The 23,647-nt window shown below is 67.3% G+C and carries 24 protein-coding genes; 17 read left to right on the top strand and 7 right to left on the bottom strand.

What is annotated here, in order from left to right:
* The first annotated feature begins 32 nt into the window (after positions 1-32).
* From AC3ANU_RS15540 to AC3ANU_RS15525, 4 genes are read left to right on the top strand one after another with little or no spacing between them, the layout of a single operon-like run.
* Positions 33-836, top strand: coding sequence for a CoA transferase subunit A (locus AC3ANU_RS15540; RefSeq protein ID WP_018771674.1), 804 nt, complete (start codon positions 33-35; stop codon positions 834-836).
* On the top strand, positions 833-1,615 hold the full coding sequence (locus tag AC3ANU_RS15535; protein ID WP_488314828.1) for a CoA transferase subunit B: 783 nt from the start codon (positions 833-835) through the stop codon (positions 1,613-1,615). The genes AC3ANU_RS15540 and AC3ANU_RS15535 overlap by 4 nt, the downstream gene beginning before the upstream one ends.
* Positions 1,612-2,169, top strand: coding sequence for a MaoC family dehydratase (locus tag AC3ANU_RS15530; protein WP_018771676.1), 558 nt, complete (start codon positions 1,612-1,614; stop codon positions 2,167-2,169). The genes AC3ANU_RS15535 and AC3ANU_RS15530 overlap by 4 nt, the downstream gene beginning before the upstream one ends.
* The gene (locus AC3ANU_RS15525; RefSeq protein WP_478222075.1) at positions 2,166-3,005 is read left to right on the top strand and encodes an HpcH/HpaI aldolase/citrate lyase family protein; all 840 of its coding nucleotides are present in this window, start codon (positions 2,166-2,168) and stop codon (positions 3,003-3,005) included. The genes AC3ANU_RS15530 and AC3ANU_RS15525 overlap by 4 nt, the downstream gene beginning before the upstream one ends.
* Before the next feature lie 12 nt (positions 3,006-3,017).
* Here AC3ANU_RS15525 and AC3ANU_RS15520 read toward each other — a convergent pair whose 3' ends face one another.
* Complete coding sequence (locus AC3ANU_RS15520) at positions 3,018-4,487, bottom strand: lipase maturation factor family protein (RefSeq protein ID WP_488314827.1); 1,470 nt, start codon at positions 4,485-4,487, stop codon at positions 3,018-3,020.
* Positions 4,488-4,589: 102 nt separating this feature from the next.
* Between AC3ANU_RS15520 and dxr the strand changes: the two genes are divergently transcribed.
* The 8 genes from dxr to AC3ANU_RS15480 all read left to right on the top strand — a co-directional run bounded on the left by dxr (position 4,590) and on the right by AC3ANU_RS15480 (position 11,908).
* Positions 4,590-5,774, top strand: a complete 1,185-nt coding sequence (gene dxr, locus AC3ANU_RS15515) for a 1-deoxy-D-xylulose-5-phosphate reductoisomerase (RefSeq protein ID WP_488314826.1) — start codon at positions 4,590-4,592, stop codon at positions 5,772-5,774.
* A gap of 17 nt (positions 5,775-5,791) precedes the next feature.
* Entirely contained in the window at positions 5,792-7,123 is a 1,332-nt protein-coding gene (locus tag AC3ANU_RS15510; RefSeq protein WP_144600360.1) for a M50 family metallopeptidase, read from the top strand.
* A gap of 77 nt (positions 7,124-7,200) precedes the next feature.
* The gene (locus tag AC3ANU_RS15505) at positions 7,201-7,905 is read left to right on the top strand and encodes a MarR family transcriptional regulator (protein ID WP_377204785.1); all 705 of its coding nucleotides are present in this window, start codon (positions 7,201-7,203) and stop codon (positions 7,903-7,905) included.
* Positions 7,906-7,968: 63 nt separating this feature from the next.
* Positions 7,969-8,610: a hypothetical protein gene (locus AC3ANU_RS15500; protein WP_488314825.1), complete on the top strand. Its 642-nt coding sequence runs from the start codon at positions 7,969-7,971 to the stop codon at positions 8,608-8,610.
* Positions 8,611-8,744: 134 nt separating this feature from the next.
* A complete protein-coding gene (locus AC3ANU_RS15495) occupies positions 8,745-9,038 on the top strand; it encodes a YciI family protein (RefSeq protein ID WP_018771944.1) in 294 nt (97 codons plus the stop codon).
* 35 nt (positions 9,039-9,073) lie between these two features.
* Positions 9,074-10,240: a flavodoxin-dependent (E)-4-hydroxy-3-methylbut-2-enyl-diphosphate synthase gene (gene ispG, locus AC3ANU_RS15490; RefSeq protein ID WP_018771945.1), complete on the top strand. Its 1,167-nt coding sequence runs from the start codon at positions 9,074-9,076 to the stop codon at positions 10,238-10,240.
* Positions 10,203-11,093: a GNAT family N-acetyltransferase gene (locus AC3ANU_RS15485; protein ID WP_056389905.1), complete on the top strand. Its 891-nt coding sequence runs from the start codon at positions 10,203-10,205 to the stop codon at positions 11,091-11,093. The genes ispG and AC3ANU_RS15485 overlap by 38 nt, the downstream gene beginning before the upstream one ends.
* A gap of 248 nt (positions 11,094-11,341) precedes the next feature.
* On the top strand, positions 11,342-11,908 hold the full coding sequence (locus AC3ANU_RS15480) for a hypothetical protein (RefSeq protein WP_082581695.1): 567 nt from the start codon (positions 11,342-11,344) through the stop codon (positions 11,906-11,908).
* Positions 11,909-11,941: 33 nt separating this feature from the next.
* Here AC3ANU_RS15480 and AC3ANU_RS15475 read toward each other — a convergent pair whose 3' ends face one another.
* From AC3ANU_RS15475 to AC3ANU_RS15465, 3 genes are all read right to left on the bottom strand, one after another.
* Entirely contained in the window at positions 11,942-12,484 is a 543-nt protein-coding gene (locus tag AC3ANU_RS15475; RefSeq protein ID WP_488315984.1) for a TetR/AcrR family transcriptional regulator, read from the bottom strand.
* A 92-nt stretch (positions 12,485-12,576) separates the two neighbouring features.
* Positions 12,577-13,332 (bottom strand): ABC transporter permease, encoded by a 756-nt coding sequence (locus tag AC3ANU_RS15470; RefSeq protein WP_488315983.1) that lies wholly within the window; start codon positions 13,330-13,332, stop codon positions 12,577-12,579.
* Positions 13,332-14,165 carry an ABC transporter ATP-binding protein gene (locus tag AC3ANU_RS15465; protein ID WP_056389894.1) on the bottom strand — a complete coding sequence of 278 codons (834 nt, stop codon included), beginning with the start codon at positions 14,163-14,165 and terminating at the stop codon, positions 13,332-13,334. The genes AC3ANU_RS15470 and AC3ANU_RS15465 overlap by 1 nt, the downstream gene beginning before the upstream one ends.
* A gap of 399 nt (positions 14,166-14,564) precedes the next feature.
* On the opposite strand from AC3ANU_RS15465, the gene AC3ANU_RS15460 reads away from it, so the two are divergent.
* Genes AC3ANU_RS15460 through AC3ANU_RS15450 form a run of 3 tightly spaced genes read left to right on the top strand, consistent with a single transcriptional unit; the run spans position 14,565 to position 18,615 of the window.
* Positions 14,565-16,376 (top strand): proline--tRNA ligase, encoded by a 1,812-nt coding sequence (locus tag AC3ANU_RS15460; RefSeq protein WP_488314824.1) that lies wholly within the window; start codon positions 14,565-14,567, stop codon positions 16,374-16,376.
* Positions 16,373-17,167, top strand: a complete 795-nt coding sequence (locus AC3ANU_RS15455; RefSeq protein WP_056389888.1) for a sulfite exporter TauE/SafE family protein — start codon at positions 16,373-16,375, stop codon at positions 17,165-17,167. Before AC3ANU_RS15460 ends, AC3ANU_RS15455 begins: the two co-directional genes overlap by 4 nt.
* Before the next feature lie 56 nt (positions 17,168-17,223).
* Positions 17,224-18,615 carry a pyridoxal phosphate-dependent decarboxylase family protein gene (locus AC3ANU_RS15450; protein ID WP_056389885.1) on the top strand — a complete coding sequence of 464 codons (1,392 nt, stop codon included), beginning with the start codon at positions 17,224-17,226 and terminating at the stop codon, positions 18,613-18,615.
* Positions 18,616-18,672: 57 nt separating this feature from the next.
* Here AC3ANU_RS15450 and AC3ANU_RS15445 read toward each other — a convergent pair whose 3' ends face one another.
* The 3 genes from AC3ANU_RS15445 to AC3ANU_RS15435 all read right to left on the bottom strand — a co-directional run bounded on the left by AC3ANU_RS15445 (position 18,673) and on the right by AC3ANU_RS15435 (position 21,850).
* Entirely contained in the window at positions 18,673-19,713 is a 1,041-nt protein-coding gene (locus tag AC3ANU_RS15445) for an aminoglycoside phosphotransferase family protein (protein WP_488315982.1), read from the bottom strand.
* Positions 19,714-19,780: 67 nt separating this feature from the next.
* Entirely contained in the window at positions 19,781-20,548 is a 768-nt protein-coding gene (locus tag AC3ANU_RS15440) for a VIT1/CCC1 transporter family protein (RefSeq protein WP_018771956.1), read from the bottom strand.
* Between the two features lie 99 nt (positions 20,549-20,647).
* The gene (locus AC3ANU_RS15435; RefSeq protein WP_488314823.1) at positions 20,648-21,850 is read right to left on the bottom strand and encodes a DUF4439 domain-containing protein; all 1,203 of its coding nucleotides are present in this window, start codon (positions 21,848-21,850) and stop codon (positions 20,648-20,650) included.
* 104 nt (positions 21,851-21,954) lie between these two features.
* On the opposite strand from AC3ANU_RS15435, the gene AC3ANU_RS15430 reads away from it, so the two are divergent.
* Together AC3ANU_RS15430 and nusA are read left to right on the top strand one after the other, a co-directional pair.
* Positions 21,955-22,566 carry a ribosome maturation factor RimP gene (locus AC3ANU_RS15430; RefSeq protein WP_056389881.1) on the top strand — a complete coding sequence of 204 codons (612 nt, stop codon included), beginning with the start codon at positions 21,955-21,957 and terminating at the stop codon, positions 22,564-22,566.
* Positions 22,566-23,546 (top strand): transcription termination factor NusA, encoded by a 981-nt coding sequence (gene nusA, locus AC3ANU_RS15425; protein WP_018771959.1) that lies wholly within the window; start codon positions 22,566-22,568, stop codon positions 23,544-23,546. Before AC3ANU_RS15430 ends, nusA begins: the two co-directional genes overlap by 1 nt.
* Positions 23,547-23,647 lie beyond the last annotated feature (101 nt).

The following is a 23,647-nucleotide window of genomic DNA, read 5'->3' as shown; positions in this document are numbered from 1 at the left end:
CTGGGACCGTAGCCGGCCTGAGAGGATCACTGATGATTGACAAGGTTGTTGCCAGCGCCGACGCGGCGGTTGCGGATATCCCGGACGGCGCCTCGCTGGCGGTGGGCGGGTTCGGCCTTTGCGGAATTCCGGTTGCCCTGATCGACGCCCTGCACCGGGCGGGCACCTCCGGTCTGGAGACCGTCAGCAACAACTGTGGGGTGGACGACTGGGGCCTGGGCATCCTGCTCCGGGACGGGCGTATCCGCCGCACCATCAGCTCCTATGTGGGCGAGAACAAGGAATTTGCGCGCCAATACCTGGCCGGTGAGCTCGAGGTAGTGCTCACACCCCAGGGCACGCTTGCTGAAAAGCTGCGGGCCGGTGGTGCGGGCATTCCGGCCTTCTACACCAAGGCGGGGGTGGGCACGCAGGTGTCCGACGGCGGCCTGCCGCAGAAGTACGACGCCAACGGCGGCATCGCGGTTGCCTCCGCGCCCAAGGAAGTGCGGTCATTCGGCGGCGTGGACTACGTCCTGGAAGAGTCCCTCACACCGGACTTCGGGCTGGTGCACGCCTGGAAGGGCGACCGCCACGGCAACCTGGTGTTCCATGCCACCGCCATGAACTTCAACCCCCTGTGCGCCATGGCCGGCCGGATCACCATCGCCGAGGTGGAGGAACTCGTGGAGCCCGGCGAACTGGACCCCGAACACATCCACACTCCTGGCATCTTCGTCCAGCGCGTGGTCCTGGCCCGGGACGGGGAGAAGCGGATCGAAAAGCGGACCGTTGCCCTGACGGCGCCGGGCCCAGGAGGAAGAACACCAGGCAGCCACCAGCAGGCAGGAGCATGACCATGGATCCGAACAGCCCTGAAGCGCCGCGCCCCGAAGCCGTCCGCGCGGAATACCGGCGGGCCGGTTCCCAGCAGCATGCAGGGCCCGGCGACTCCACGTCCCCCGCCGAAACGAAGGGCTGGAGGCGCAACGAACTCGCCGCGCGGGTGGCCAGGGAGCTTCGCAACGGCCAGTACGTGAACCTGGGCATCGGGATGCCCACCCTGATCCCGAACTACATTCCCGCCGGGGTGGAGGTGGTGCTGCACTCGGAGAACGGCATCCTCGGCGTCGGCCCCTACCCTGCGGACGACGCGGTGGATCCGGACCTGATCAACGCCGGCAAGGAAACCGTGACGGTCAACAGGGGAGCGGCGTTCTTCGACTCCGCGACATCCTTTGGCATGATCCGCGGCGGCCACGTGGACCTCGCCGTCCTCGGCGCCATGGAAGTGGCGGAGAACGGCGACCTCGCCAACTGGATGATCCCCGGCAAGATGGTCAAGGGCATGGGCGGTGCCATGGACCTGGTGTTCGGGGCCAAGAGGGTGATCGTGATGATGGAGCATGTGGACCGGAACGGGAATCCGAAAATCGTCAAACAATGCACCCTGCCCCTCACCGGCAAGGGCTGTGTGGACCGGATCATCACGGACCTCGCCGTCATTGACATCGTGAAGGACGGCGGCCCTTCACGCCTGGTGCTGCGCGAACTGGCCCCCAACGTATCGCTCGAGGACGTGGTGGCCGCCACCGGCGCCGACCTGTTCGAGGAAGACCAGGAACTGACCGTATGACGGATGGCAACGGTCCGGTTTCCAGGCAAAAGGACGACGGCGGCCGGCGGGTCATCGAGCAGCGCGGGCTGTACTTCGACGAGCTGGAGGAGGGCGTGCTGTACGCCCACCGGCCCGGACGCACCGTGACCGAAGCCGACAACGTCCTCTTCACCACGCTGACCATGAACACCCAGGCCCTGCACCTGGACGCTGCCTGGAGCGCCGGGCAGCCCTTCGGCCAGCGGCTCATGAACTCGATGTTCACCCTGGCCACCATGGTGGGCCAGTCCGTCACCCAGCTCACGCAGGGAACCATCATCGCCCAGCTGGGCCTGACCGACGTCTCCTTCCCGCACCCGCTCTACCACGGAGACACGCTCTACACGGAGACAGCCGTCACCGGAAAGCGGCTTTCCTCCTCACGGCCCGGCCAGGGCATCGTGACCATGGAGCACACCGGGCGCAACCAGGACGGAACAGTCGTGGCCCGGGCCACCCGCAGCTGCCTCATGTGGACGCGCGACGCCCACGCCAAGACGCAGGACGCCGGACAGGGGACAATGCCGGTATGACTTTCGTAATGGGCCCCGCACTGCTTTTCTGCCCCGCCGACAGGCCGGAGCGCTACCAGAAAGCCGCCGCCCGGGCAGACGCCGTGATCCTGGACCTTGAAGACGCGGTGGCGCCGGCTGACAAGCAGCGCGCCCGAGGCGCCATCCTGGCCCAGCTGGGAACCACCGGTGTGGAACCTGAGCTCGAACCCAGCTGCACCATTGTCAGGGTGAATCCCGTGGGGACTGAGGACTTCGAAAAGGACCTGCACTGCCTGGCCCACACCCCCTACCGCACGGTGATGCTGGCCAAGGCCGAATCCGCCGAACAGCTCAAAGCGCTGGAGGGCTACCAGGTGATTGCCCTGTGCGAAACGGCGCTTGGCGTGCTCAATGCGCCTGCCATCGCCGCCGCCCCTAACGTGGTGGGCCTGATGTGGGGCGCCGAGGACCTGCTGGCCACCCTGGGTGGAACGTCCAGCCGGAAGGACGACGGCGCTTACCGGGCGGTTGCGCTGCACGCCCGCTCCGCCGTCCTGCTGGCAGCCCGCGCCTACGGCAAGGAAGCGGTGGATGCGGTCTACACCAACATCCCCGACCTTGACGGACTGGCAGCCGAGGCTGCCGACGCCGTGGCCTCGGGCTTCAGTTCGAAGGCCTGCATCCACCCCAGCCAGGCCGCCGTGGTCCGCAAGGCCTACGCACCTTCGGAAGACGAGGTGGCCGCCGCGGTTGCCCTCCTGGATGCGGCAGCATCGGCCGGATCGGGAGTGTTCCAGTACCAGGGGAAAATGATCGACGGGCCCATCCTCAAGCACGCCCAGGAGATCGTGCGCCGGGCCGCCGTGGAGGCATAGCGGGACGTTCGGCTAGCGTTGGCGTCCCGGGGACCGGCGCAGGGACGTTGGCGGGATGGGCTCGTAGAGCAGCGTCCGCACCCACCGGTTCCCCGTCTCCCGGAACTCCTTCCGCGTGGCGAAGCGGTAATGGTAACTGCGCACGCGCACCCAGTGCGGCGCGGCGCCGTCGAACGGGTCATGCCGCAGCAGCCGCAGCATCTGCCGGTCCGCCGCCAGCAGCTTGGCCAGGAACGCGTAGAACCATTCCTCGTGCACGCTGCGCAGCGGCAGGAACCACATCAGCCAGTCCAGCCGCAGGTGGTACGGGGCCCACTGCCGCGGAATCCGGCGGACATCCCCGGGCTTGCCCTTGAAACCGTACTCGCGCCATTCCGGGTTGTCGTCGGGATCGTCGTCCAGCGTGCCTTCCACCACAATCTCGATGCGCTGCCTGGTCACGGTGCCGAACGCGCCGTAGGCGTTGACCAGCTGCCACCGGTTGAAGCTGGCATTCATCAGCTGCCGGCGGGAGAAGAGGTTCCGCAGCGGCCAGTAGCTCAGGGCCAGCAGCAGGGCGGATGCTGCCAGGGTGATGGCCAGCCACCACAGCGGGGTCTCCTGCTGGCCTCCCGTGGCGGCGTCCCAGTCTGCCGGGATTGCCGGTATGACGGCGTGCGCCACGGGATCGCTGACGGCTGCAAACGCCAGCACGATTGCCATCCAGTTCAGCCAGGCGAAGTTGCCGCTGGCCACCAGCCACAGCTGGGTCACGACGACGACCCCCGCCGCCACGCCGGCCACCGGCTGCGGGGCGAACAGCAGGAACGGCACCACCAGCTGGGCGATGTGGTTGCCCACCACTTCGATACGGTGCAGCGGCTTGGGCAGGAGATGGGCCTGCCGGCTCAATGGCCCGGGCATGGGCTGGGTCTCGTGGTGGTAGTACAGGGCCGTCAGGTCCCGCCATTCCCGGCCACCGCGGATCTTGATCATTCCCGCCCCGAACTCCAGCCGGAACACCAGCCACACAATCAGGATCAGGATGGTCCGGGGCGGCTCCGTCTGGTTGGAGCCCAGGAACGCCACGGTGAAGCCCGCTTCCAGGAGCAGCATTTCCCAGCCGAACCCATAGAACGTCTGGCCCACGTTCACGATCGACATGTACAGCAGCCACAGGGCCAGGAAGGCGATCATCGGGACCCACGGCGGCCCGCCCTGCGGTATCCCCGCCACGAGCAGCGCCGACACCACCAGGCCGCCGGCACAGACACCGCGAAGCAGCCTGTCCGAGTACCGCCAGCGGAACAGCGTTGGCCGGCGCAGGCGGGTGAATGCCGCCAGGAACTCCGGCACCGGGAGGAGCCCGCGCTCGCCGAGCAGGGCGGGAAACTGGTTCAGCGTGGAGAGGAAGGCAACGAAATACAATGCGGCGACACCCCGCTGCAGCACCTGCCGGGCAAATTCGTACTCCGGCGCATCAAACCACGTGAGCCAGTCCACGCAATCCACGTTACGCCCGGCCGTCCGCGGGTCAAGGCGATTAAGGCCCGTCTGCAGGCCAGGGGCGCAGGCAGGCCGGGAAGGGTGCGGGATACTTAAGCAATGCAGCCACGCAGAGTCGTCCTCCTAGGATCCACCGGTTCCATCGGCACCCAGGCGATTGACGTCGTCGACGGCGCCCCGCACCTGTTCGAGGTGGTGGCACTCAGTGCCGGGGGCGGCAACCTGGAACTCCTGGCCCGGCAGGCTGTCCACACCGGGGCCGCGGCCGTGGGGATCGCCTCCGGAAACCCCGGACGGCTGGAAGGCCTGATCCGCGACGCCGCCGCAGCGGCAGGCCGACCGGAATACCGCCCGGAGATCGTGGCCGGCCCCGACGCCTCCGCCCGGATCGCCGCCGTCGAGGCTGACGTGGTGCTCAACGGAATCACCGGTTCCATCGGCCTGGCACCCACCCTGGCGGCCCTTAAGTCCGGAGCCACCCTGGCCCTTGCCAACAAGGAGTCGCTGATCGTGGGCGGCAGCCTGGTCAAGGCCGCGGCAAGGGACGGCCAGATCGTGCCGGTGGACTCGGAACATTCCGCGATTGCCCAATGCCTGCGTTCAGGCACCGCCGACGAAGTGGACAAGCTCATCCTCACCGCCTCCGGCGGACCGTTCCGGGGCAGGAGCCGGGACGAGCTCCACGACGTCACCCCGCAGCAGGCACTGGCCCACCCCACCTGGGACATGGGCATGATGGTCACCACCAACTCCGCCACGCTGGTCAACAAGGGCCTGGAGGTCATCGAGGCCCACCTGTTGTTCGATATCCCGTTGGACCGGATCGACGTGGTAGTCCACCCCCAGTCCATCGTCCACTCAATGGTCCAGTTCGTCGACGGCTCCACCATCGCCCAGGCCTCGCCGCCCGACATGCGGCTGCCCATCGCCCTGGGGCTTGGCTGGCCTGCGCGCGTGCCCAAGGCCGCCAGCCCGTGCGACTGGACCCAGGCCGCTACCTGGACCTTCGAGCCGCTGGACGCCGAGGCCTTCCCCGCCGTCGGCCTTGCCAAGGACGCCGCCCGGCAGGGAAGCACCTTCCCTGCCGTGTTCAATGCGGCCAATGAAGAGGCAGTGACGGCGTTCCACGACGGCCGGATCCGGTTTACCGACATCGTCGATACCGTGGACAGTGTGCTCAGCGAACACTCAGGTTCCTCCGGGCTGACGGTGGATTCAGTGCTGGATGCTGAAAGCTGGGCACGTGCCCGGGCCCACGAACGTTTAGCAGTCAGAAGTCTCTAGGAAGCAGCACCACCTCCATGACCCCTGTCCTACTTTTCATCCTCGGCGTCGTCTTCGTCGCCCTGGGTATTGCCGTGTCCATCGCGCTCCACGAGGTGGGGCACCTGGTGCCGGCCAAGCTCTTCAAAGTCCGCGTGACAAAGTACATGATCGGCTTCGGGCCAACGCTGTGGTCCCGCCGGAGGGGCGAAACCGAGTACGGCGTGAAGGCCGTTCCGCTGGGCGGCTACGTCTCCATGATCGGCATGTACCCGCCGAACAAGGACGACGGCTCGGTCCGCCCCTCCAGCACGGGCATGTTCCAGACACTTGCCACCGAGGCCCGCTCCATGGCCCACGAGGAAGTGGGGCCGGGCGACGAACACCGGGTCTTCTACCGCCTGCCGGTCTGGAAAAAAGTGATTGTGATGCTGGGCGGCCCGGCCATGAACATGATCCTTGGCGTGCTGCTCACCGCCGTGCTGCTGATGGGCTTCGGCATTGCCAGCGCCACCACGACCATTTCGGACGTCTCCAAATGCCAGGTGGCCGCGGGCCAAACCGTCGATCCCGACTCTGCGGACTGCCGGCTGACGCCCGCCGCGGCGGCCGGGTTGAAGCCAAACGACACGATTACTTCCTTCGACGGCAAACCCGTCACCAGCTGGGAGCAGTTGACTGAGTGGATCCGCGCCTCTGCCGGCAGGGAAGTAGCCATCACCGTGCAGCGGGACGGCAATCCCGTGTCCACCACAGTGACCCCCGTCCTGTCGGCGCGGCCCGTGATGGGAAGCGACGGACGGCAGGCCACCGATGCTGCCGGCAACCTCCAGTACCAGGACGTCGGATTCCTCGGCATCGGTGCGCAAACGGCGTTGGTGGCCCAGCCGGCGTCGTCCGTCCTGCCCATGGCGGGGGAGAACATCCGCCAGGTGGCCGGCGTTGTCTTCAATCTGCCGGCCCGTGTGGTGGGAGTGGCGAAGGCAGCCTTCAGCGAGGAGCCCCGCGATCCCAACGGCCCCATCAGCGTGGTGGGCGTCGGCAGGGTGGCGGGCGAGGTGGCGGCCATGGAGGCCGTACCGCTGCAGTCCCGGGTGGCTACGCTTGTTGGCCTGCTGGCCGGACTGAACTTTGCGCTTGCCGTGTTCAACCTGATTCCGCTCCTGCCGCTCGACGGCGGCCATGTTGCCGGGGCCCTGTATGAGGGCATTCGGCGCCGGGTGGCAAAGCTCCGCGGACGGCCGGATCCCGGAGCGTTCGACATCGCCAAGCTGCTTCCCGTCACGTACGTGGTTGCAGCGCTGCTGATGGGGATGAGCGCGCTGCTGATCTACGCAGACATCGTCAAGCCCGTCAATCTCTTCGGATAGTCATTCAGTTTCGGCTGACTTCGAAAAATCAGCCAAATGCGATTGATCGTACGGGATCAACCGCCTATGGTTGATGAATGTTCGTCATGACCATCGACCAACGCGGAAGCACCGGCGACCAGGACCGGGTTCCGTCCTTCCTTGCACAGGTTGCCCGCCTCGAACTCCCGGGGCCGGCGCACCCGGTGTTCGAACGTTCCGTCGGGGACGAGGTGCAGGGGGTGGTGCGGGAGGCTTCCGCCGTGGTGGAGATAGCACTGCACGCGCTCCGCGAAGGGCGCTGGTATGTGGGCATCGGCGTCGGCAGCGTTTCGCTGCCGCCGGATGCCAGTCCGCGGGAAGGGACCGGGACTGCTTTTGTTGCCGCCCGCAGGGCGGTTGAACACGCCAAAAGCGCCGGTTCCCAGGTGCCGTTGTCGGTGGTGCCCGGCATCATGGCGGGGGAGGCCGGCAGGGGCGTTCCTGCGGGGGAGGGGGTCCGGGCGTGTGCCAACGCGGAAGCAGTGCTCCGGTTGCTCGGCCGGCTTGTCCAGGACCGCACGGAAGCCCAGTGGCGGGTGGTGGATGCCCTGCGCCGCCTGGGTGCTGGTGGCCAGGGCCCGGGCCGGCATGGAAGCCAGAAGCAGGTGGCCCGTGAACTTGGAATCTCGGAGCAATCGGTGAGCCGAACCGTGCTTCGGTCCGGCTGGCAGGAAGAATGGGCAGCCAGGCCGGCAGCCTCCATGCTTCTTGGTTACGCCGACTCGCAGATTACCCAGGCACTCAACGACGGCCAGGCATAGGAGTGTCCAGCATCTGAAGGAGCCGGACGGCCGGATCGAAGACAACCCCAATGAAGGAGACAGGTGACCGCACTTTGGGTGGCAGTGGCGCTGGTGGTGGCTGGCTTTGCCGGCTGGCCGGTCACTGCGCTGGTGTTCAAGCTGGCCCGGACCATCGACGACAAAGCCGATGCTGCCAAGGCCGCGGAGGAAGCCCGCAGGACGGAACAGGACCCCTCTGCCGACGTCACCGTGGACGATCCTTCCCCCATCGCCAGCCGCGGGGAACCGGGCAGGGCCTCATCCCCGGACCCGGACGCGGTCACTGCTCCGGACGCGGTCACTGCTCCGGACGCGGTCACGGCCCCTGATGGGCCGGTTGATGCTGCCGGCAGGCCGGCCGGCCAGGCAGTGGACGGTGAGCTGACCGCCCCTGCCGCCGGGCCGGCGTCGGGCGGGCCGGCTGCCGGACCCGCGCTGCCCAGCCAACGCATCCTGCGCGGCGGCGCCATCATCGGCGTGCTGGAGCGGCTGGGGGTGTGCCTTGCCATCCTCACCGGCCAACCCGTGGCCATCGCCTACATCGTCGCCATCAAGGGCCTGGGCAGGTTCGCCGAACTGAAGGAGACGCCGGTGGCCGCCGAGCGCTTCATCATCGGGACCCTCACCTCCATGCTCTGGGCGGCCGGGACCGCGGCCGCGGTGAAGGTCCTCTTCCTGCAGTGAGACTCCCGCCTGGCAGTGAAACTCCTGCACTGGCAGTGAAACTCCTGCTCCGGCGGGCCTGCTCCGGTGCGGGGCACTTTTGCTCCAGGGGGAACGGTACGGTACCAAGCCGGCCATGGCGATAGGGTAGCGGTATGACAGTTTTTGCCGTTGAGTACGTTTATGCCGCCAACTCCACCGACACCCGCAACGAGGTCCGGCCCGCACACCGGGAATGGACCGGCGGCCTGGCGCAGGACGGCGTCATCGTGGCCAGCGGCCCCTACGGTGACGGCGCGGGCGCCCTGCTGATCTTCAAGGCAACCGATGAAGGCGCCCTCAACTCGATCCTTAAGCAGGATCCTTTCGCCGCGGCCGGAGTGGTCGCCGGAACCCGCATCACCGAATGGTCTCCGGTAACCGGCATGCTGGCCGGGATCGCCGCGTAGCCGCCTTTTCACCCCTTTCAACTCAAGGAGTCCACGTGACCTCGGTCAGCCTGGGAATGCCGTCAGCACCACCGCCCGTCCTTGCCCCCCGCCGCAAGACGCGCCAGATCAAAGTCGGCTCGGTAGGCGTGGGATCTGATTTCCCCATCAGCGTGCAGTCGATGACCACCACGCCCACCACGGACATCAACGCCACGCTGCAGCAGATCGCCGAACTCACGGCGTCCGGCTGCGACATTGTCCGCGTCGCCTGCCCGTCCGCCGACGATGCCGAGGCGCTGCCCATCATCGCCCGGAAGTCCCAGATCCCGGTCATCGCGGACATCCACTTCCAGCCCAAGTACGTCTTTGCGGCCATCGAAGCAGGCTGCGCAGCCGTGCGCGTGAATCCTGGAAACATCCGCAAGTTCGATGACCAGGTCAAGGAGATTGCCGCCGCCGCCAAGGACCACGGCACCTCCATCCGCATCGGCGTCAATGCCGGGTCCCTGGAGCCGGGCATCCTCAAGAAGTACGGCAAGGCCACCCCCGAAGCGCTGGTTGAATCAGCCGTCTGGGAAGCCTCCCTTTTCGAGGAGCACGGCTTCCACGACTTCAAGATTTCCGTGAAGCACAACGACCCCGTGATCATGGTGGCAGCCTACGAAATGCTCGCCGAAAAGGGTGACTGGCCCCTGCACCTTGGCGTCACGGAGGCTGGTCCAGCGTTCCAGGGCACCATCAAGTCCGCAACGGCCTTCGGCGCGCTCCTTTCCCGGGGGATCGGTGACACCATCCGCGTGTCCCTCTCCGCGCCCCCGGTGGAGGAAATCAAGGTGGGCAACCAGATCCTCCAATCGCTGAACCTGCGGCCCCGCAAGCTGGAAATCGTGTCCTGTCCTTCCTGCGGCCGTGCCCAGGTTGACGTGTACACTCTGGCTGAACAGGTCACCGCCGGGCTCGAAGGGATGGAAATTCCCCTCCGCGTGGCGGTCATGGGCTGCGTCGTGAACGGCCCCGGCGAAGCGCGCGAGGCTGACCTTGGCGTGGCTTCGGGCAACGGCAAGGGCCAGATCTTCGTTAAGGGCGAGGTCATCAAGACTGTTCCCGAGAGCGCAATTGTTGAGACACTGATCGAAGAGGCTATGCGTATCGCGGAAGAGATGGGGGAGGCCGATGGCGAAGATGCTGTCAAGGGTAGCCCCGTGGTTAGCGTCTCGTAGGGAGACTCCAGACCCTGCGGGGCTTTCTGTCCGCACGCTTGATGGCCAGGACACTCCCGCGCTGAAACTGCTGGCCCAGCAGGACCCTGTGGCCAACGTGTTCATCCTGGCCCACCTGCGGGCCACGGGGACTGCGGCGCCCACCAGCGGGGGCGCCGGTGTGATCGGGGTTTTCGACGACGGCATCCTGACGGGTGCCTGCTGGGCCGGAGCCAACCTGGTTCCGGTCCAGCTTGATCCCGCCCTGGCCCCCCTTGTAGCGGACGCCGCAAACAGTTCCGGCCGCCGGTATGCGTCTGCCTTTGGGCCGGCCCCCGCAGTGCTGGCACTCAACGCCGAGCTCGCTGTGCTGGGCCACCGTGCACACGAGGTCAGGGCTGACCAGCCGCTGATGATCATCGACGGACCGCCCCTTGTCCAGCCCAACCGCGGCCTGGACCAAGGGAACCTCGCCGACTTCGACCGCATCCTTCCCGCCTGCGCCGCCATGTTCGAGGAAGAGGTGGGGTACTCGCCCTACCTCGGCGGCAGGGAATTCTACAGCCGCCGCGTGGAGGGCCTCATCAGGCAGGGACATTCCCTGGTCCACCTCAACAACGCCCGTGAGGTGGTGTTCAAAGCCGAGCTCGGGGCAGTCACCGACGACGTCACCCAGGTCCAGGGCGTCTGGATGAATCCGATCTTCCGCGGCCGGGGGCTGAGCGCGGGCTACATGTCGGCAGTGGTGGAAAAGGCCCGGCAGATCGCCCCCGTGACCAGCCTCTACGTGAACGGCTTCAACACCCGGGCGCGGTCCACCTACGAACGTGTGGGGTTCCGCCAGGTGGGGACGTTCGCTACAGTTCTTTTCTAGCCGGGCAGCGGTCCGCGTTCATTTGAATATTGGGGGAAAAATTGAAGACGTCCGTGCTGGGAACTTTCGGGGCATCGGCCCTTCTGGCCATAGCGGTTTCGGCATGTGGCGGTCCGGCCGCCCCGCAGTCAGCGGACTCTTCACCGGCCACGGTTGCAGCCCCTCAAACACCGACCGCGTCGCCAACCCCGACGCCGACGCCCACCCCGACACCAACGCCAACAGCCACGGGTTACACCAGTGACCAGTTGGCTGCCATCGTGGGGCAGGTCCGGGATGCTGCCGACCGCAGGCTTTCCGTCCTGCCGAAGGCCGACATCGCTGCGGCGATCGAGCAAACCAAGGCCATGATCTCCTCCGTCGACGTCCAGCCGGCGGAGTGCAAGGAACTCGCTGCGGCGGGCACGGTGCCGTCCGTGGAGGATGCAACCATGGCGATAGGCATGAGTACTGACACCGCCACCGGCGCGGTCACGGCCCTGTCGCTGGTGGCCGGCCTGGATAAAGGCGTCCTGGCCCAGGTTACGGACCCGTCCGAGCAGCTGGCGAAGTGCTCCTCCATGACCATGACGGTGTCAGGCATGGACGTTGCCGTCACCATTACTCCGGTAACGGGTGTCACCGGGCTGCCGGGCGCGGTCGCCTACCGCACGGACAGTGCGTTGCCTGATGGCCGCACGCAGTCCATGGTCAGGGCGCAGGTGGTCCACCGCGGCGTACTGATCGCCTCGGTGGCGTCCGGCGGCGAGACCGAGGCAGACGCGGTCCGTCGGGCAGGTGCGCTCCTGGACTCGGCTGCCGCCCTGGTCAAGTAGAACCCGGCCTCCGGGACACGTCCGTCGACCTCCTCAGGACAGGGGCCCGGTGAGGTACCGCTGGACAGCCGGCGCGACCAGCCGCACCACGTCCTCGGGGGCTGCGGACGCGAGCGGCTCCAGCCGGACCACGTAGCGCACCATCATCAGGCCCACCACCTGGGTGGCCACCAGGCTTCCGCGCAGCGCCACCTCTTCAGGCGTCCCGGGAACAGCTGCCATGATCCTGGTGATCACCCTGCGGGTCACCGTTTCCCGCAGGAGTGCCGTTTTGGCCTTGGACCCGATCGTCCCGCGAAGGAAGGCCAGCAGGCCGGCCTGCGCGGGGCTCTCCCACAGGCGGAGCACCGTGCGGACGATCAGTTCCGCCCGCTGGGCGGGGTCCGAGTCCGCCATGCCCGCCAGCACCTGTTCCGGGTCGGCCGGCAGCTCCACGCTGAGGGCAAAGAGTTCATCCTTGCCCTTGAAGAAGTGGTGGACCATTCCCGGATCCACCCCTGCGGCGCGGGCCACCTGCCGCAGGCTGGTTCCCTCGAAGCCGTGCTCGGCGAAGAGCTTCCGGGCAGCGTCGAGGATGTGCTCCCGGGACTCCGTGGCGCCGCCCCGGCGGCCCCTGCGGACCGGAAACGCATCAGGGCCCTCCGGGCCGGTTGAAGGACGGGACAGCTTCACGGAGTCCGCCGCCGCAGCGTGAAGGCGGCGAGGACCAGGACACCAAAGGAGATGGCCGCCATGGTGCCCGCGTCCTGCCACAGCCGCCCGGTCGCCTCCGCGTGGGACGCCACCTCCTGGAGGGCATCCACGGAAAAAGTCAGGGGCAGCACATTGGAGATCGCTTCCAGCACATCATTCATCCGGTCGCGCGCCACGAACAGCCCACACAACAGGATCTGCGGCACCACCACCACTGGCATGAACTGGACCGCCTGGAACTCGGTCCTGGCGAACGCCGAACAGAACAGGCCAAGGTCCACCCCCAGGACGGCGTTGATCACAGCGATCAGCACCACGTAACCCGGTGCCCCCGCGATGTCGAGCCCGAAAATCCAGTACGCCACAGCCGTGGCCACCAGGGACTGCAGGGCGGCCATCAGGGAAAAGGCCACACCGTAGCCGAACAGCAGGTCGGCCTTGTGGACGGGCGTCGTCAGCAGCCGCTCCAGGGTTCCGGAGGTGCGCTCCCGAAGCATGGTGATCGAGGTGACCAGGAACATCACCACGAACGGAAAAATGGCCAGCATCATCAGGCCAACGCGGTCGAACGTGCGTGGCGCGCCTGGCGGGACTGACTCATTTTCGTAGAGGAAGTACACCGCCGTGAGCAGCAGTGCCGGGACCACCAGGATCATGGCGATGCTGCGGTGGTCATGGCGGAGCTGGCTGAGCACCCTGCGTGCCGTCGCGAGCATCATCCGGACGTCCATCACCGCACGCTCCTGCCCTGTTGCATCCTTGCCCCTTCGCCGCTCCTGCCGGCATGGCGCTTCGGCGGGATCCCGGCGTCGTAATTTTCCTGCTCCCTGATGATGGCCAGGAAGGCCTGCTCCAGGTTGGCGCTGTGCCCCTGCCTGGCCAGCTCCTCCGGCGTGAGCTGGGCCAAAAGCCGCCCCTCGCGCAACAGCAGCAGCGTTTCGCAGCGGCTTGCCTCCTCCATGACGTGGCTGGATATGAGGAGTGTTGTTCCTGACTCCGCCATGGCCCGGAAACGGTCCCAAAGGTCCGCGCGCAGCACGGGATCCAGGCCCACCGTGGGCTCATCCAATACCAGCAGCCGTGGCTTCGCCACCAGGGCGCAGGCCAGGGATACCCGGTTGACCTGGCCGCCGGACAGGTCGGCCGTCTTGCGGCGGAACAGGGCGCCAAGTCCGACGGCGTCAATCGCCTCCGCCACGTCGGCTTTGCCTTTCCGGTGCATGGCGCCGAAATAGCGCACGTTCGCTTCGACCGTGAGGTCGGGGTAGATGCTGGGTGACTGGGTAACGTAGCCCACCTGCCGCCGCAGGGACGGGCTTCCGGCGGGCAGCCCCAGCACCTCGAGGGTTCCGGCGGCAATGCGCTGCGCTCCCACGATGGTCCGCATCAGGGTGGTCTTGCCGCTCCCGGAGGGCCCCAGCAGGCCGGTGATCCGTCCCGCCGGGATGGTGAAGTCCACACTGTGGAGCACGGCTTGCCGCCGCAGTTTGACAGAGAGCGACGCGGCCACGACCGCACCGGCCGCGCCACCGCGGTCCAACGTAGTGGATGCTGCATGGGACATTGTTGCCTCCGGGCGCGTCCGCAGGTGGCGCCGCACAACGGCTAATTCATCACCTGATGAATTAAAGCTAGGCCTGGCCCTGACAGCCGTCAACAGGTTCATAAAGTAAAAACACTTGTCAAACGTGTGCGCGATCACATAGGTTCAACCTAGCTGCGCTGGAAGTGGGGTGGGCGGTCTCACCAGTCCTCACCAGTACTTAGGCGATAACGGCGTTGGGCCACGCCCGGATGCGATGACCAGCCTCATTGGGGGGCCAGGGGCTTTGTATTGCCGGGCGTGGCCCTACTGTGTCCGGGGTCCGCAGTCCGTGCCGCTTGTTGAGTGCCGGTAGATTAGTACCCAGACGAATTGTCCGGCCCTGCTGACCCAGCACTTCCCCAGAAACGGATACCACCCGTGGTCATACGACTGTCCCAGCTTTTCCTGCGCACGCTGCGCGAAGACCCCGTCGATGCCGAGGTTGCCAGCCACAAACTCCTGGTCCGCGCCGGCTACATCCGCCGGGCGGCCCCCGGCATCTACACCTGGCTTCCGCTGGGGCTGAGCGTGCTGCGCAAGGTCGAGGAAATCATCCGTGAGGAAATGGCTGCCATCGGCGCCCAGGAAGTCCACTTCCCGGCCCTGCTGCCCCGCGAGCCGTACGAGGCCACCAACCGCTGGACCGAATACGGTGAAGGCCTGTTCCGGCTCCAGGACCGCAAGGGTGCGGACTACCTGTTGGCCCCCACCCATGAGGAGATGTTCACGCTCCTGGTCAAGGACCTGTACTCGTCGTACAAGGACCTCCCGTTGAGCCTGTACCAGATCCAGAACAAGTACCGTGACGAGGCACGCCCGCGGGCAGGGCTCCTCCGCGGCCGTGAGTTCATCATGAAGGACTCCTACTCCTTCGACGTCGACGACGCCGGCCTGGACGCCAGCTACGCAGCCCACCGGGGCGCCTACCTGAAGATCTTCGAGCGCCTGGGCCTCGAGGTGGTTCCGGTGGCAGCCACCGCCGGTGCCATGGGCGGGTCCAAGAGCGAGGAATTCCTGTTCCCCACCGAGATCGGCGAGGACACCTTCGTCCGCTCGGCCGGCGGTTATGCAGCCAACGTGGAAGCCGTCACCACCGTGGTCCCCGACGATATCGACTTCAGCAACGCCCCGGCCGCAGAGGTCCTGGACACCCCGGACACCCCCACCATCGAGACGCTGGTCGCCGCGGCGAACCAGATTGCCCCGCGCGAAGAGGCCGACGGCGGCGCCTGGACTGCGGCGGACACGCTCAAGAACGTGGTCCTCGCCGTCACGCTGCCCACCGGTGAGCGGCAGATGGTGGTCATCGGCGTCCCCGGCGACCGCGCCGTGGACCTCAAGCGCGTGGAGGCGAACATTGGCGCCTTCCTGCCGATCGCGGGCGAGATCGGACTCGAGCAGGCCGGCGAGGAAGACCTCAAGAAGCAGCCCCTGATCGTCAAGGGCTACCTGGGCCCCGGACTTTCGCTGGACCAGCCGCTCCTGGGCACGGAGAGTGCCACCAAGCTGCTGTACCTGGTGGACCCGCGCGTGGTCAGCGGAACAACGTGGATTACCGGCGCCAACGAGGCGGGCAAGCACGTCTTCGGCCTGGTGGCCGGACGCGACTTCGGCTGGGACGGCGTCATTGAGTGCACCGAAGTACGCGCGGGCGACCCCTCACCCGATGGCTCGGGCCCCCTGGAGACCGCCCGCGGCATTGAGATGGGCCACATCTTCCAGCTCGGCCGCAAGTACGCCGAAGCCCTGGACCTCAAGGTGCTGGACCAGAACGGCAAGCAGGTGGTGGTCACCATGGGATCCTACGGCGTTGGCGTGACCCGCGCCGTTGCCGCGCTGGCCGAGGCCAACCACGATGACCGCGGACTCATCTGGCCCCGCACCGTAGCCCCGGCCGACGTGCATGTGGTGGCAGTGGGTCGTGGCGAGGAGATCTTCCAGGCTGCCGAAAGGCTTTCGGCAGAGCTTGAGGACGCCGGCCTGTCCGTCATCTACGACGACCGCCCCAAGGTTTCGCCGGGCGTGAAGTTTGGCGACGCTGAGCTGGTTGGTGTGCCCACCATCCTGGCCGTGGGCCGCGGCCTGGTGGACGGCGTGGTGGAAATCAAGGACCGCCGCAGCGGGGAAGCCGAGAACATCGAGGTGGACAAGGCCGTGGACTACGTGGTTAACGCCGTTCGAAACCAGTGATTTCCGGCTTCGAATCGATCCAGCCCGCCACCATCATCCTGATCGTGGTGGCTGGATTCGCAGCCGGGTGGGTTGACGCGGTGGTGGGCGGCGGGGGGCTTATCCAGCTTCCCGCGCTGCTCCTGGTGCCCGGGATCGCACCCGTCCAGGCGCTGGCCACCAACAAGATGGGCTCCATCTTCGGAACCGCCACCAGCGCCGCCACCTACTACCGGCGGGTGGGCCCGGACCTCCGGACCGCCATCCCCATGGCAGTGATAGCCCTGGCGGGCAGTTTCGGCGGGGCGAGCCTTGCTGCCACCCTGCCGGCCGGGGTATTCAAGCCCATCATCGTGGTGGCGCTGGTCGCCGTCGCGCTGTTTACCGCCCTGAAACCCGGGGTCGGTGAGCTGACAGCGCTGCGGCACGACGGCCACAAGCATTACGTCGTTGCCTGCCTCATCGGGGCAGTGATCGGCTTTTACGACGGCCTCATTGGCCCGGGGACGGGATCCTTCCTGGTCATCGCCCTGGTATCCGCCATGGGTTACGCGTTCCTCGAGGCCAGCGCCAAGGCCAAGATCGTGAACATGGCCACCAACGCCGGCGCACTGCTGTTCTTCCTGCCGCACGGATCCATCCTGTGGGGCATCGGCCTGCTGCTCGGGGGAGCCAACATGGCCGGCGGCTACCTTGGCGCACGCACCGCAGTGCAGCAGGGGAGCAAGTTTGTCCGCATTGTCTTCCTGGTGGTTGTTGCGGCCCTGATCATCAAGCTCGGCTACGACGTCTGGCAGGAAAACTTCGCCTGACCGGTCCCTAAAAACTGCTCCTCGTGGCGTGGACCGGCCCGGCGTAGCATGCAGGTATGGCACACGGCGATGACGGGTACACCCCGGCACTGGCGGCCGCAGCGGGGCATGCGCAGGCCTGGCTGGACAGCCTTTCCCACCGCCCCGTGGGACCCAGCCTGCACGCCTCCGAGCTCGCCGCAGTGTTTGGCGGGCCCCTGCCGCCGGCGGGCATGCCCGCCGATGAGGTAGTCAATTTCCTGGCCAACGCAGCGGGGCCGGGGCTCATGGCCATGCCCTCGGGCCGGTTCTTCGGCTGGGTTATCGGCGGGACACTGCCCGCGGCCCTGGCGTCGGACTGGCTGGTCAGTGCCTGGGACCAGAACGCCGGGCTCCGCTATGCAACCCCGGCCACCGCGGCGATTGAGGAAGCCGCCGGGCAGTGGGTCCTGGAGTTGCTGGGCCTGCCTTCGACTGCCGACGTCGGATTCGTCACGGGCGCTACCATGGCAAATTTCACCGGGATGGCGGCCGCCCGCTGGCGGTTGCTCGCCGATGCGGGCTGGGACCTGGACCGGGACGGACTCTTCGGCGCACCCCGGATCCGCTGCTTCGTGGGACGGGAACGGCACGACACCGTGGACCTTGGCCTGCGCTACCTGGGCCTGGGACAGCCAGCGCAGGTCCCCGCCGACGGGCAGGGCCGCCTGGTCCCCGCAGCACTGGACGCCGCCCTTGCCGCCGGCACCGGCCCCGCCCTGGTGTGCCTCCAGGCAGGCAACCTGCACTCCGGCGCCTTCGACCCCTTCACCGAGGCCATCGCCGTTGCCCGCAAACATGGCGCCTGGGTGCACGTTGATGGCGCCTTCGGGCTGTGGGCCGCGGCCGCGCCGGAACTGCGGCACCTCATGCGCGGCTGTGAGGAAGCGGACTCGTGGGGGACGGATGCCCACAAAACCCTGAATGTGCCGTACGACTGCGGCATTGCCATCGTCAGGGACCCGTCAGCCCTGCGGGCCGCCATGGGCCTGCACGCCAGCTATCTCGTCCACGATGCGGAAGGCCCGGGCGACCCGTTCGAGAAGGTCCCGGAACTGTCCCGGCGGGCCCGCGGAGTGCCGGTATGGGCGGCCCTGAAAAGCCTGGGCCGGGACGGCGTGGCAGCCCAGGTGGGCGGACTGGCCTCTGCTGCCACCGCAATCGCCGAAGGCATGGCGGCTTTGGACGGCGTGGAGGTGCTCAACGACGTCGGCTACACCCAGGTGTGCCTGGCTTTTGGCGACGACGACACCACCCGCGCAGTCACAGCCCGCATCATCGAGGAGGGAAGGGTGTGGATGTCCGGCTCACGGTGGCGGGACCGCGACATCCTTCGGGTTTCGGTGAGCAACTGGCATACCTCGGACGACGAGGTGGCCATAGCCGTGGATGCTGTCCGCTCAGCCCTGGCTGCTGTTCGGAACTCCTGACGGTTTTTCGATCGTTCTTCACCGGACGGTGCGGCCCTCTCGGGGTGCGGAGTGCCCTTAGCCGCCCTGGCCGGGTTCCGGCAGCGCATGGGGATGCGGGAGGCCTTCCAAGGTGTTTCCGGCAAGGGTGCTGGCAACCCAGAGGGACCGGGCCAGGTCGCCAGGATGGCGGTGCGACGCGTACCAAAGGGCATTGTCCACCTCCCTGGCGATACCCCATTGCCGGGCTACATCGGGGTCAAGTCCGGCGGCCGTGCTGAAGTCGTTGCAGCGGCTGAGCAGCGCCGGCCCGGCCTGGACTGCCGGCAGGTCTCCAAGGCGGTTCCACAGCAGCGGCGCCACCGCGAACTCCGGCTCGCCGATCATCGGCTGGGGGTCGATCGCCGCGTAACCTGCCGGTGCCGGCGGCCCGTCCGTGCCCGGGCGCGCCAGGATGTTCAGGAAATGGAGGTCGGTGTGGACCAGCAGATCGTGCGCGGACCGGCGTCCCACCGCGCCGCGCGTCTGGCACACCTCCAGGGCTGCCTCCAACAGCCACCTGGGAAACGGCCGGCCCAGCTGCTCCCAGTCCGCTGGAAGGTCGTCACTCCACTGTTCCGCCCTGGCCGCGATGTGACCGAATTCCCGCCACTCAGGGCGGTGGTCAGGGACAATCCCCAGCTGCCGCACCAGCCCGCCCCACACCTGCGCGGCGTCCTCCATCGCCAGGTCCGCCAGCGTCCTGCCGGCGTCGAGGCGTTCCAGGAGCATGGCGCAAGACCCTGCATCAGAGGCCAGCAGCGCAACTGCGCCCCGGCCGTCCCAAAGCGCAAGGGCATGCCGCTCCACCGTTGCCTCGTCGTGGGGAAAAGCGATCTTGAGCGCTGCCGGGGAGCCATCGTGCCGGCGCACCGGCACCACCAAGCCGCCGTGGCCGTTCCACGGCAGGGTCGCAGGCGGCAGGTCAACCGCCAGTTGCCACTGCTCCAAGCGGTCCCGCAGCAGGACCGGAAGGCTGACAAGCCATGCCCTTCCCTCGCTGCTGCGGGCGTAGCGGGCCGAAAGGCCGGGCGGAATGGGGACCGCCGCCGCGGAGCCGCTCACCATGGGGTTGGTCATCCCGTTGTCAGGAATCATGGGATCGGGAATCACGGCGTCAGGAATCACAGCGTCAGGCACCGCGGGGTCAGACAACACCGGAGGCCCCGAGCAGGTTGCCGATCAGGAATGTTGCAGCGAGCGCCAAGGCACCGCCCACCACCACGCGGACGGCGGCGCGTGTTTTTGAACCGCCGCCGATCCAGGCGCCAACTGCCCCCGTCAAGGCCAAAGCCAGCAGGACCGAAATAAAAGTCAGCAGGACCCGGATCTCCGGCGGCGGAAGCAGGATGGCCAGCATGGGCAGGATGGCCCCGACGGTGAACGCGATGGCGGAAGCGAAAGCCGCATGCCAGGGGCTGACGATGTCCGCCTCATCAATGTTGAGCTCGGCGGACAGGTGCGCGGCCAGCACATCGTGGGCGGTAAGCTCCCGGGCAACCTTGGCCGCCGTTTCAGGGGTGAGACCCTTGGCCTGGTAGATGGCGGTCAGCTCGGCCAGTTCCGCTTCCGGTTCTTCCGCCAGTTCGCGGCGTTCCTTCTCGATCAGGGCCCGCTGGCTGTCGCTTTGGCTGCTGACCGACACATATTCGCCCAAGGCCATCGACACTGCACCGCCCACCACTCCGGCGACGCCTGCCGTGAGGATGGGTCCTATTTCGGCGGTGGCCCCGGCCACGCCCACCACAATGGCAGCGACGGAGACAATGCCGTCATTGGCGCCCAGGACGCCAGCCCTGAGCCAGTTCAGCCGGTGCGCAATATCGTTGCCGTGTGGTTCGGTCTCGAGGTGGCTGTTGAGCCCGGGGCTCGCTGCCGTCCCTCCCGGGTCGTCGGCCGGTTGGTCCGCGTTCATCCCATCAGCAAACCACCCATGCCCGCCCATCGCCACCCTGTTGGCGGCTTTCTTCGGGCACGCGACAGAACGAAGCGGGCACGCTGAGACCGCACGGGTTCAGGATGCGGTTGGCGACGTCGTGGGGCCGGCGCTGGCAGGAAGCCTGGCACCGGCAGGGAGGGCGGGCAGTTGGTCGACGTCCAGGGCCAGGCCGGGAACAGGTCCGGGGTCTGCGCCCCACCGCAGGGCCCGTCCGGCGGCAGACTGCAGCGCTGACATTGCCCACTGCCGGTCCTGGCCCTGGGATACCGCCACGACGTCGCCGTAGGCCGCCAGCGTGGCCGCCTCAAGCTTGCCCAAACCGGCGGCCGGTGCTGCCAGGAAGCCAGGATCAAGGACGTACCCGGGCTGTTGCGGCACGGGCGCGCCGCAGGCAGACAGCAGGCGTTCCTCCGCGGCCGCGGCCTGTTCCTTATGCCGGACCAGGAATTCCGACGCCGGTCCCTCCTCCGCGGGCGCCAGCCGGGGGAGTGCCGCCTGGTAGCCGTAGGTGGCCTGGTGCTCCGCGGTGATGGCAGCGGCCAGTGCCTGGCGTATCCCCGCAGCAGTGCCGGGCCCGGTGGTCTCCGGGACGGTGGCCGGCGCCGAAGGCGAGGGGCAGGGCGCTGGGGTTCTCGCTGCCCCGGAAGTCTGTCCCTCAGTTACTCCCGTACCCTCCGTTCCTGACTGTCCCTGCGTTCCTGCGTGTCCCTGCGGCGCGGGCATCCCCGTTGCGGCAGCAAGACGCCCGGCCGCGAGGAGCTGTGCCGTGCCGGTGCCCGCCAGAAGCCGCGCCATGCCGCCGTCGGCCGTTTCCGCGTCCTTGACGCGCGCGGCGCCGCTGTCAGCCAGGGCCTGGACAAATTCGGCGGCAGTTGGGAGGCCGGCACTGGGAAGATCGGCACTGGGAAGATTTGCGCTGGGAAGATTGGCACTGGGGAGGCCGGAAGTGGAAGGTGGTGGGGGCGACGCCGGCGCTGACTCCGGGGCAGGGCCCAGCAGTGCCCTTGCCTGGATGGTCAGCAAGGTCACAACCGGCTCCAGCACGGTGGCGTCCGCGGCACCGGCGGAGGCGAGCTGCATTCCCGCAGTACGCAGGTCCACTGCCTTGCTGAACGCCGCCGCCCGGGCCCGCTCCGAGAAGGAAGGCTGGGCAGGTGCGGGCTTTTCCGCGGGAACCAGGGCAAAACCGAGGCTCAGGACAACCAGCGCGGCAAGGGCGAAGACGGCAAAACGGAGCGGGCGCATGCGGGGGCTGGGGTCCTGGGGGCGGTCTTTCACAACAGACCATGGTGTCACGCTGAAGGGGAACCCGGGTGCACCAATGGCCGGTAAAATAGCTACGCTAGTAAAACCACATCATCTATAGGGAGGCGGCCGGCATCGTGAGCAATGCAGAAGCCACGGCTTCACCAGACCACACCGGTACGGGAAGCGGATCCGCGCCGGCCCACAACCCCGAAGCTGCCCGGCTCCGGGCCCTCCTGGAACCCGCAGTCCAGGCCAACCGCCTGTACCTGGAGGATGTGGCCATCATCCCCGGCTCGCACCGGGTGGTCCACGTCGTGGTGGACCTGCCGCAGGAGGAAAGCGGTGGCGTCAGCCTTGACGTCATTGCGGACATCTCCAAAGTGCTCTCGGATGTACTGGACAACGATCCCAACGACGACGGCCGTCCGTACGACCTCGAAGTGTCCTCGCCCGGCGTGGGGCGCCCCCTGACGGAACCCCGCCACTGGCACCGGGCCCGCGGCCGGATGGTCAAGGTGAACGTGATCCAGGGCGACAACATCACCGGCCGCATCCAGTCCGTGGACGATGGGGGAGTCACCCTGGTCCCCGAGGTCGCCGTCAAAAAGGGCATGAAGCCCCGGCAGGGCGAACCCGTAAAACTTCCTTTCGACAGGATCCGCAACGGAAAAGTCGAGATCGAATTCAGCCACCTCCCCGAGGACGGTCTGGAACCTGAACACAATGGACCTTCTGAGGAGGCCTGATGGATATTGACATGAGCGCACTGAGACTTTTGGAGCGTGAGCGTGAAATCCCGCTGGACCTCCTGATCCCCACCATCGAGCAGGCGCTCCTGGTGGCCTACCACAAGTCACCCGGCGCCTTCGAGAAAGCGCGCGCCGAGCTGGACCGCAAGAGCGGCCACGTCACTATTTGGGCCGTGGAGATTGACGACGACGGCGCCCCCATCGGTGAATTCGAGCACACCCCGGAAGGGTTCGGCCGGATCGCCGCCAGCACTGCTCGCCAGATCATCCTGCAGCGCCTCCGCGATGTCGAGGACGATAACGTCCTGGGCGAATTCAAGGGCCGCGAAGGCGAACTGGTGTCCGGTACCATCCAGCAGGGCAACAACCCGCACATGATCCAGGTAAACCTCGGCTCCATCGAAGCCCTGCTGCCGCCGCCCGAGCAGGTTCCCGGTGAGAAGTACATCCACGGCAACCGCCTTCGCGCGTTGGTCATCGACGTGCACCGCGGGACCAAGGGTCCGTCCGTCACGCTGTCCCGGTCCCACCCGGGCCTGGTCCGCAAGCTCTTCGAACTCGAAGTACCCGAGATCGCCGACCACTCCGTGGAAATCGTTGCCCTGGCCCGCGAAGCCGGCCACCGCACCAAGATCGCCGTCAAGGCGAACACCCCGGGGATCAACGCCAAGGGTGCCTGCATCGGCGAGATGGGCTCACGCGTCCGCGCGGTCATGACCGAGTTGAACGATGAAAAGATCGACATCGTTGACTTCAGCGAGAACCCGGCCACCTTCATCGCCAGCGCACTCTCGCCGTCGCGCGTGAATTCCGTCACCATCACGGACGAAGCCACGCGCTCCGCCCGGGTTGTCGTTCCCGACTACCAGCTGTCGCTGGCCATCGGCAAGGAAGGCCAGAACGCCCGGCTGGCGGCGAAGCTGACCGGCTGGCGCATCGACATCGTCTCCGACGCCGCGGTTTCCCGCGACAAGTAACGTCCAGGCACCGGTGGCTGGCGCGACGCGGCAGCCACCCGGTTTCTGGCAGAACGGCCCGAAGGGGCTAGAATAGATAGGACCGCGCCTAACGGCCGGTA

It is taken from the genome of Arthrobacter sp. SDR-2R, from assembly GCF_057747955.1.
This window is presented reverse-complemented; position numbering and strand designations above follow the sequence as displayed.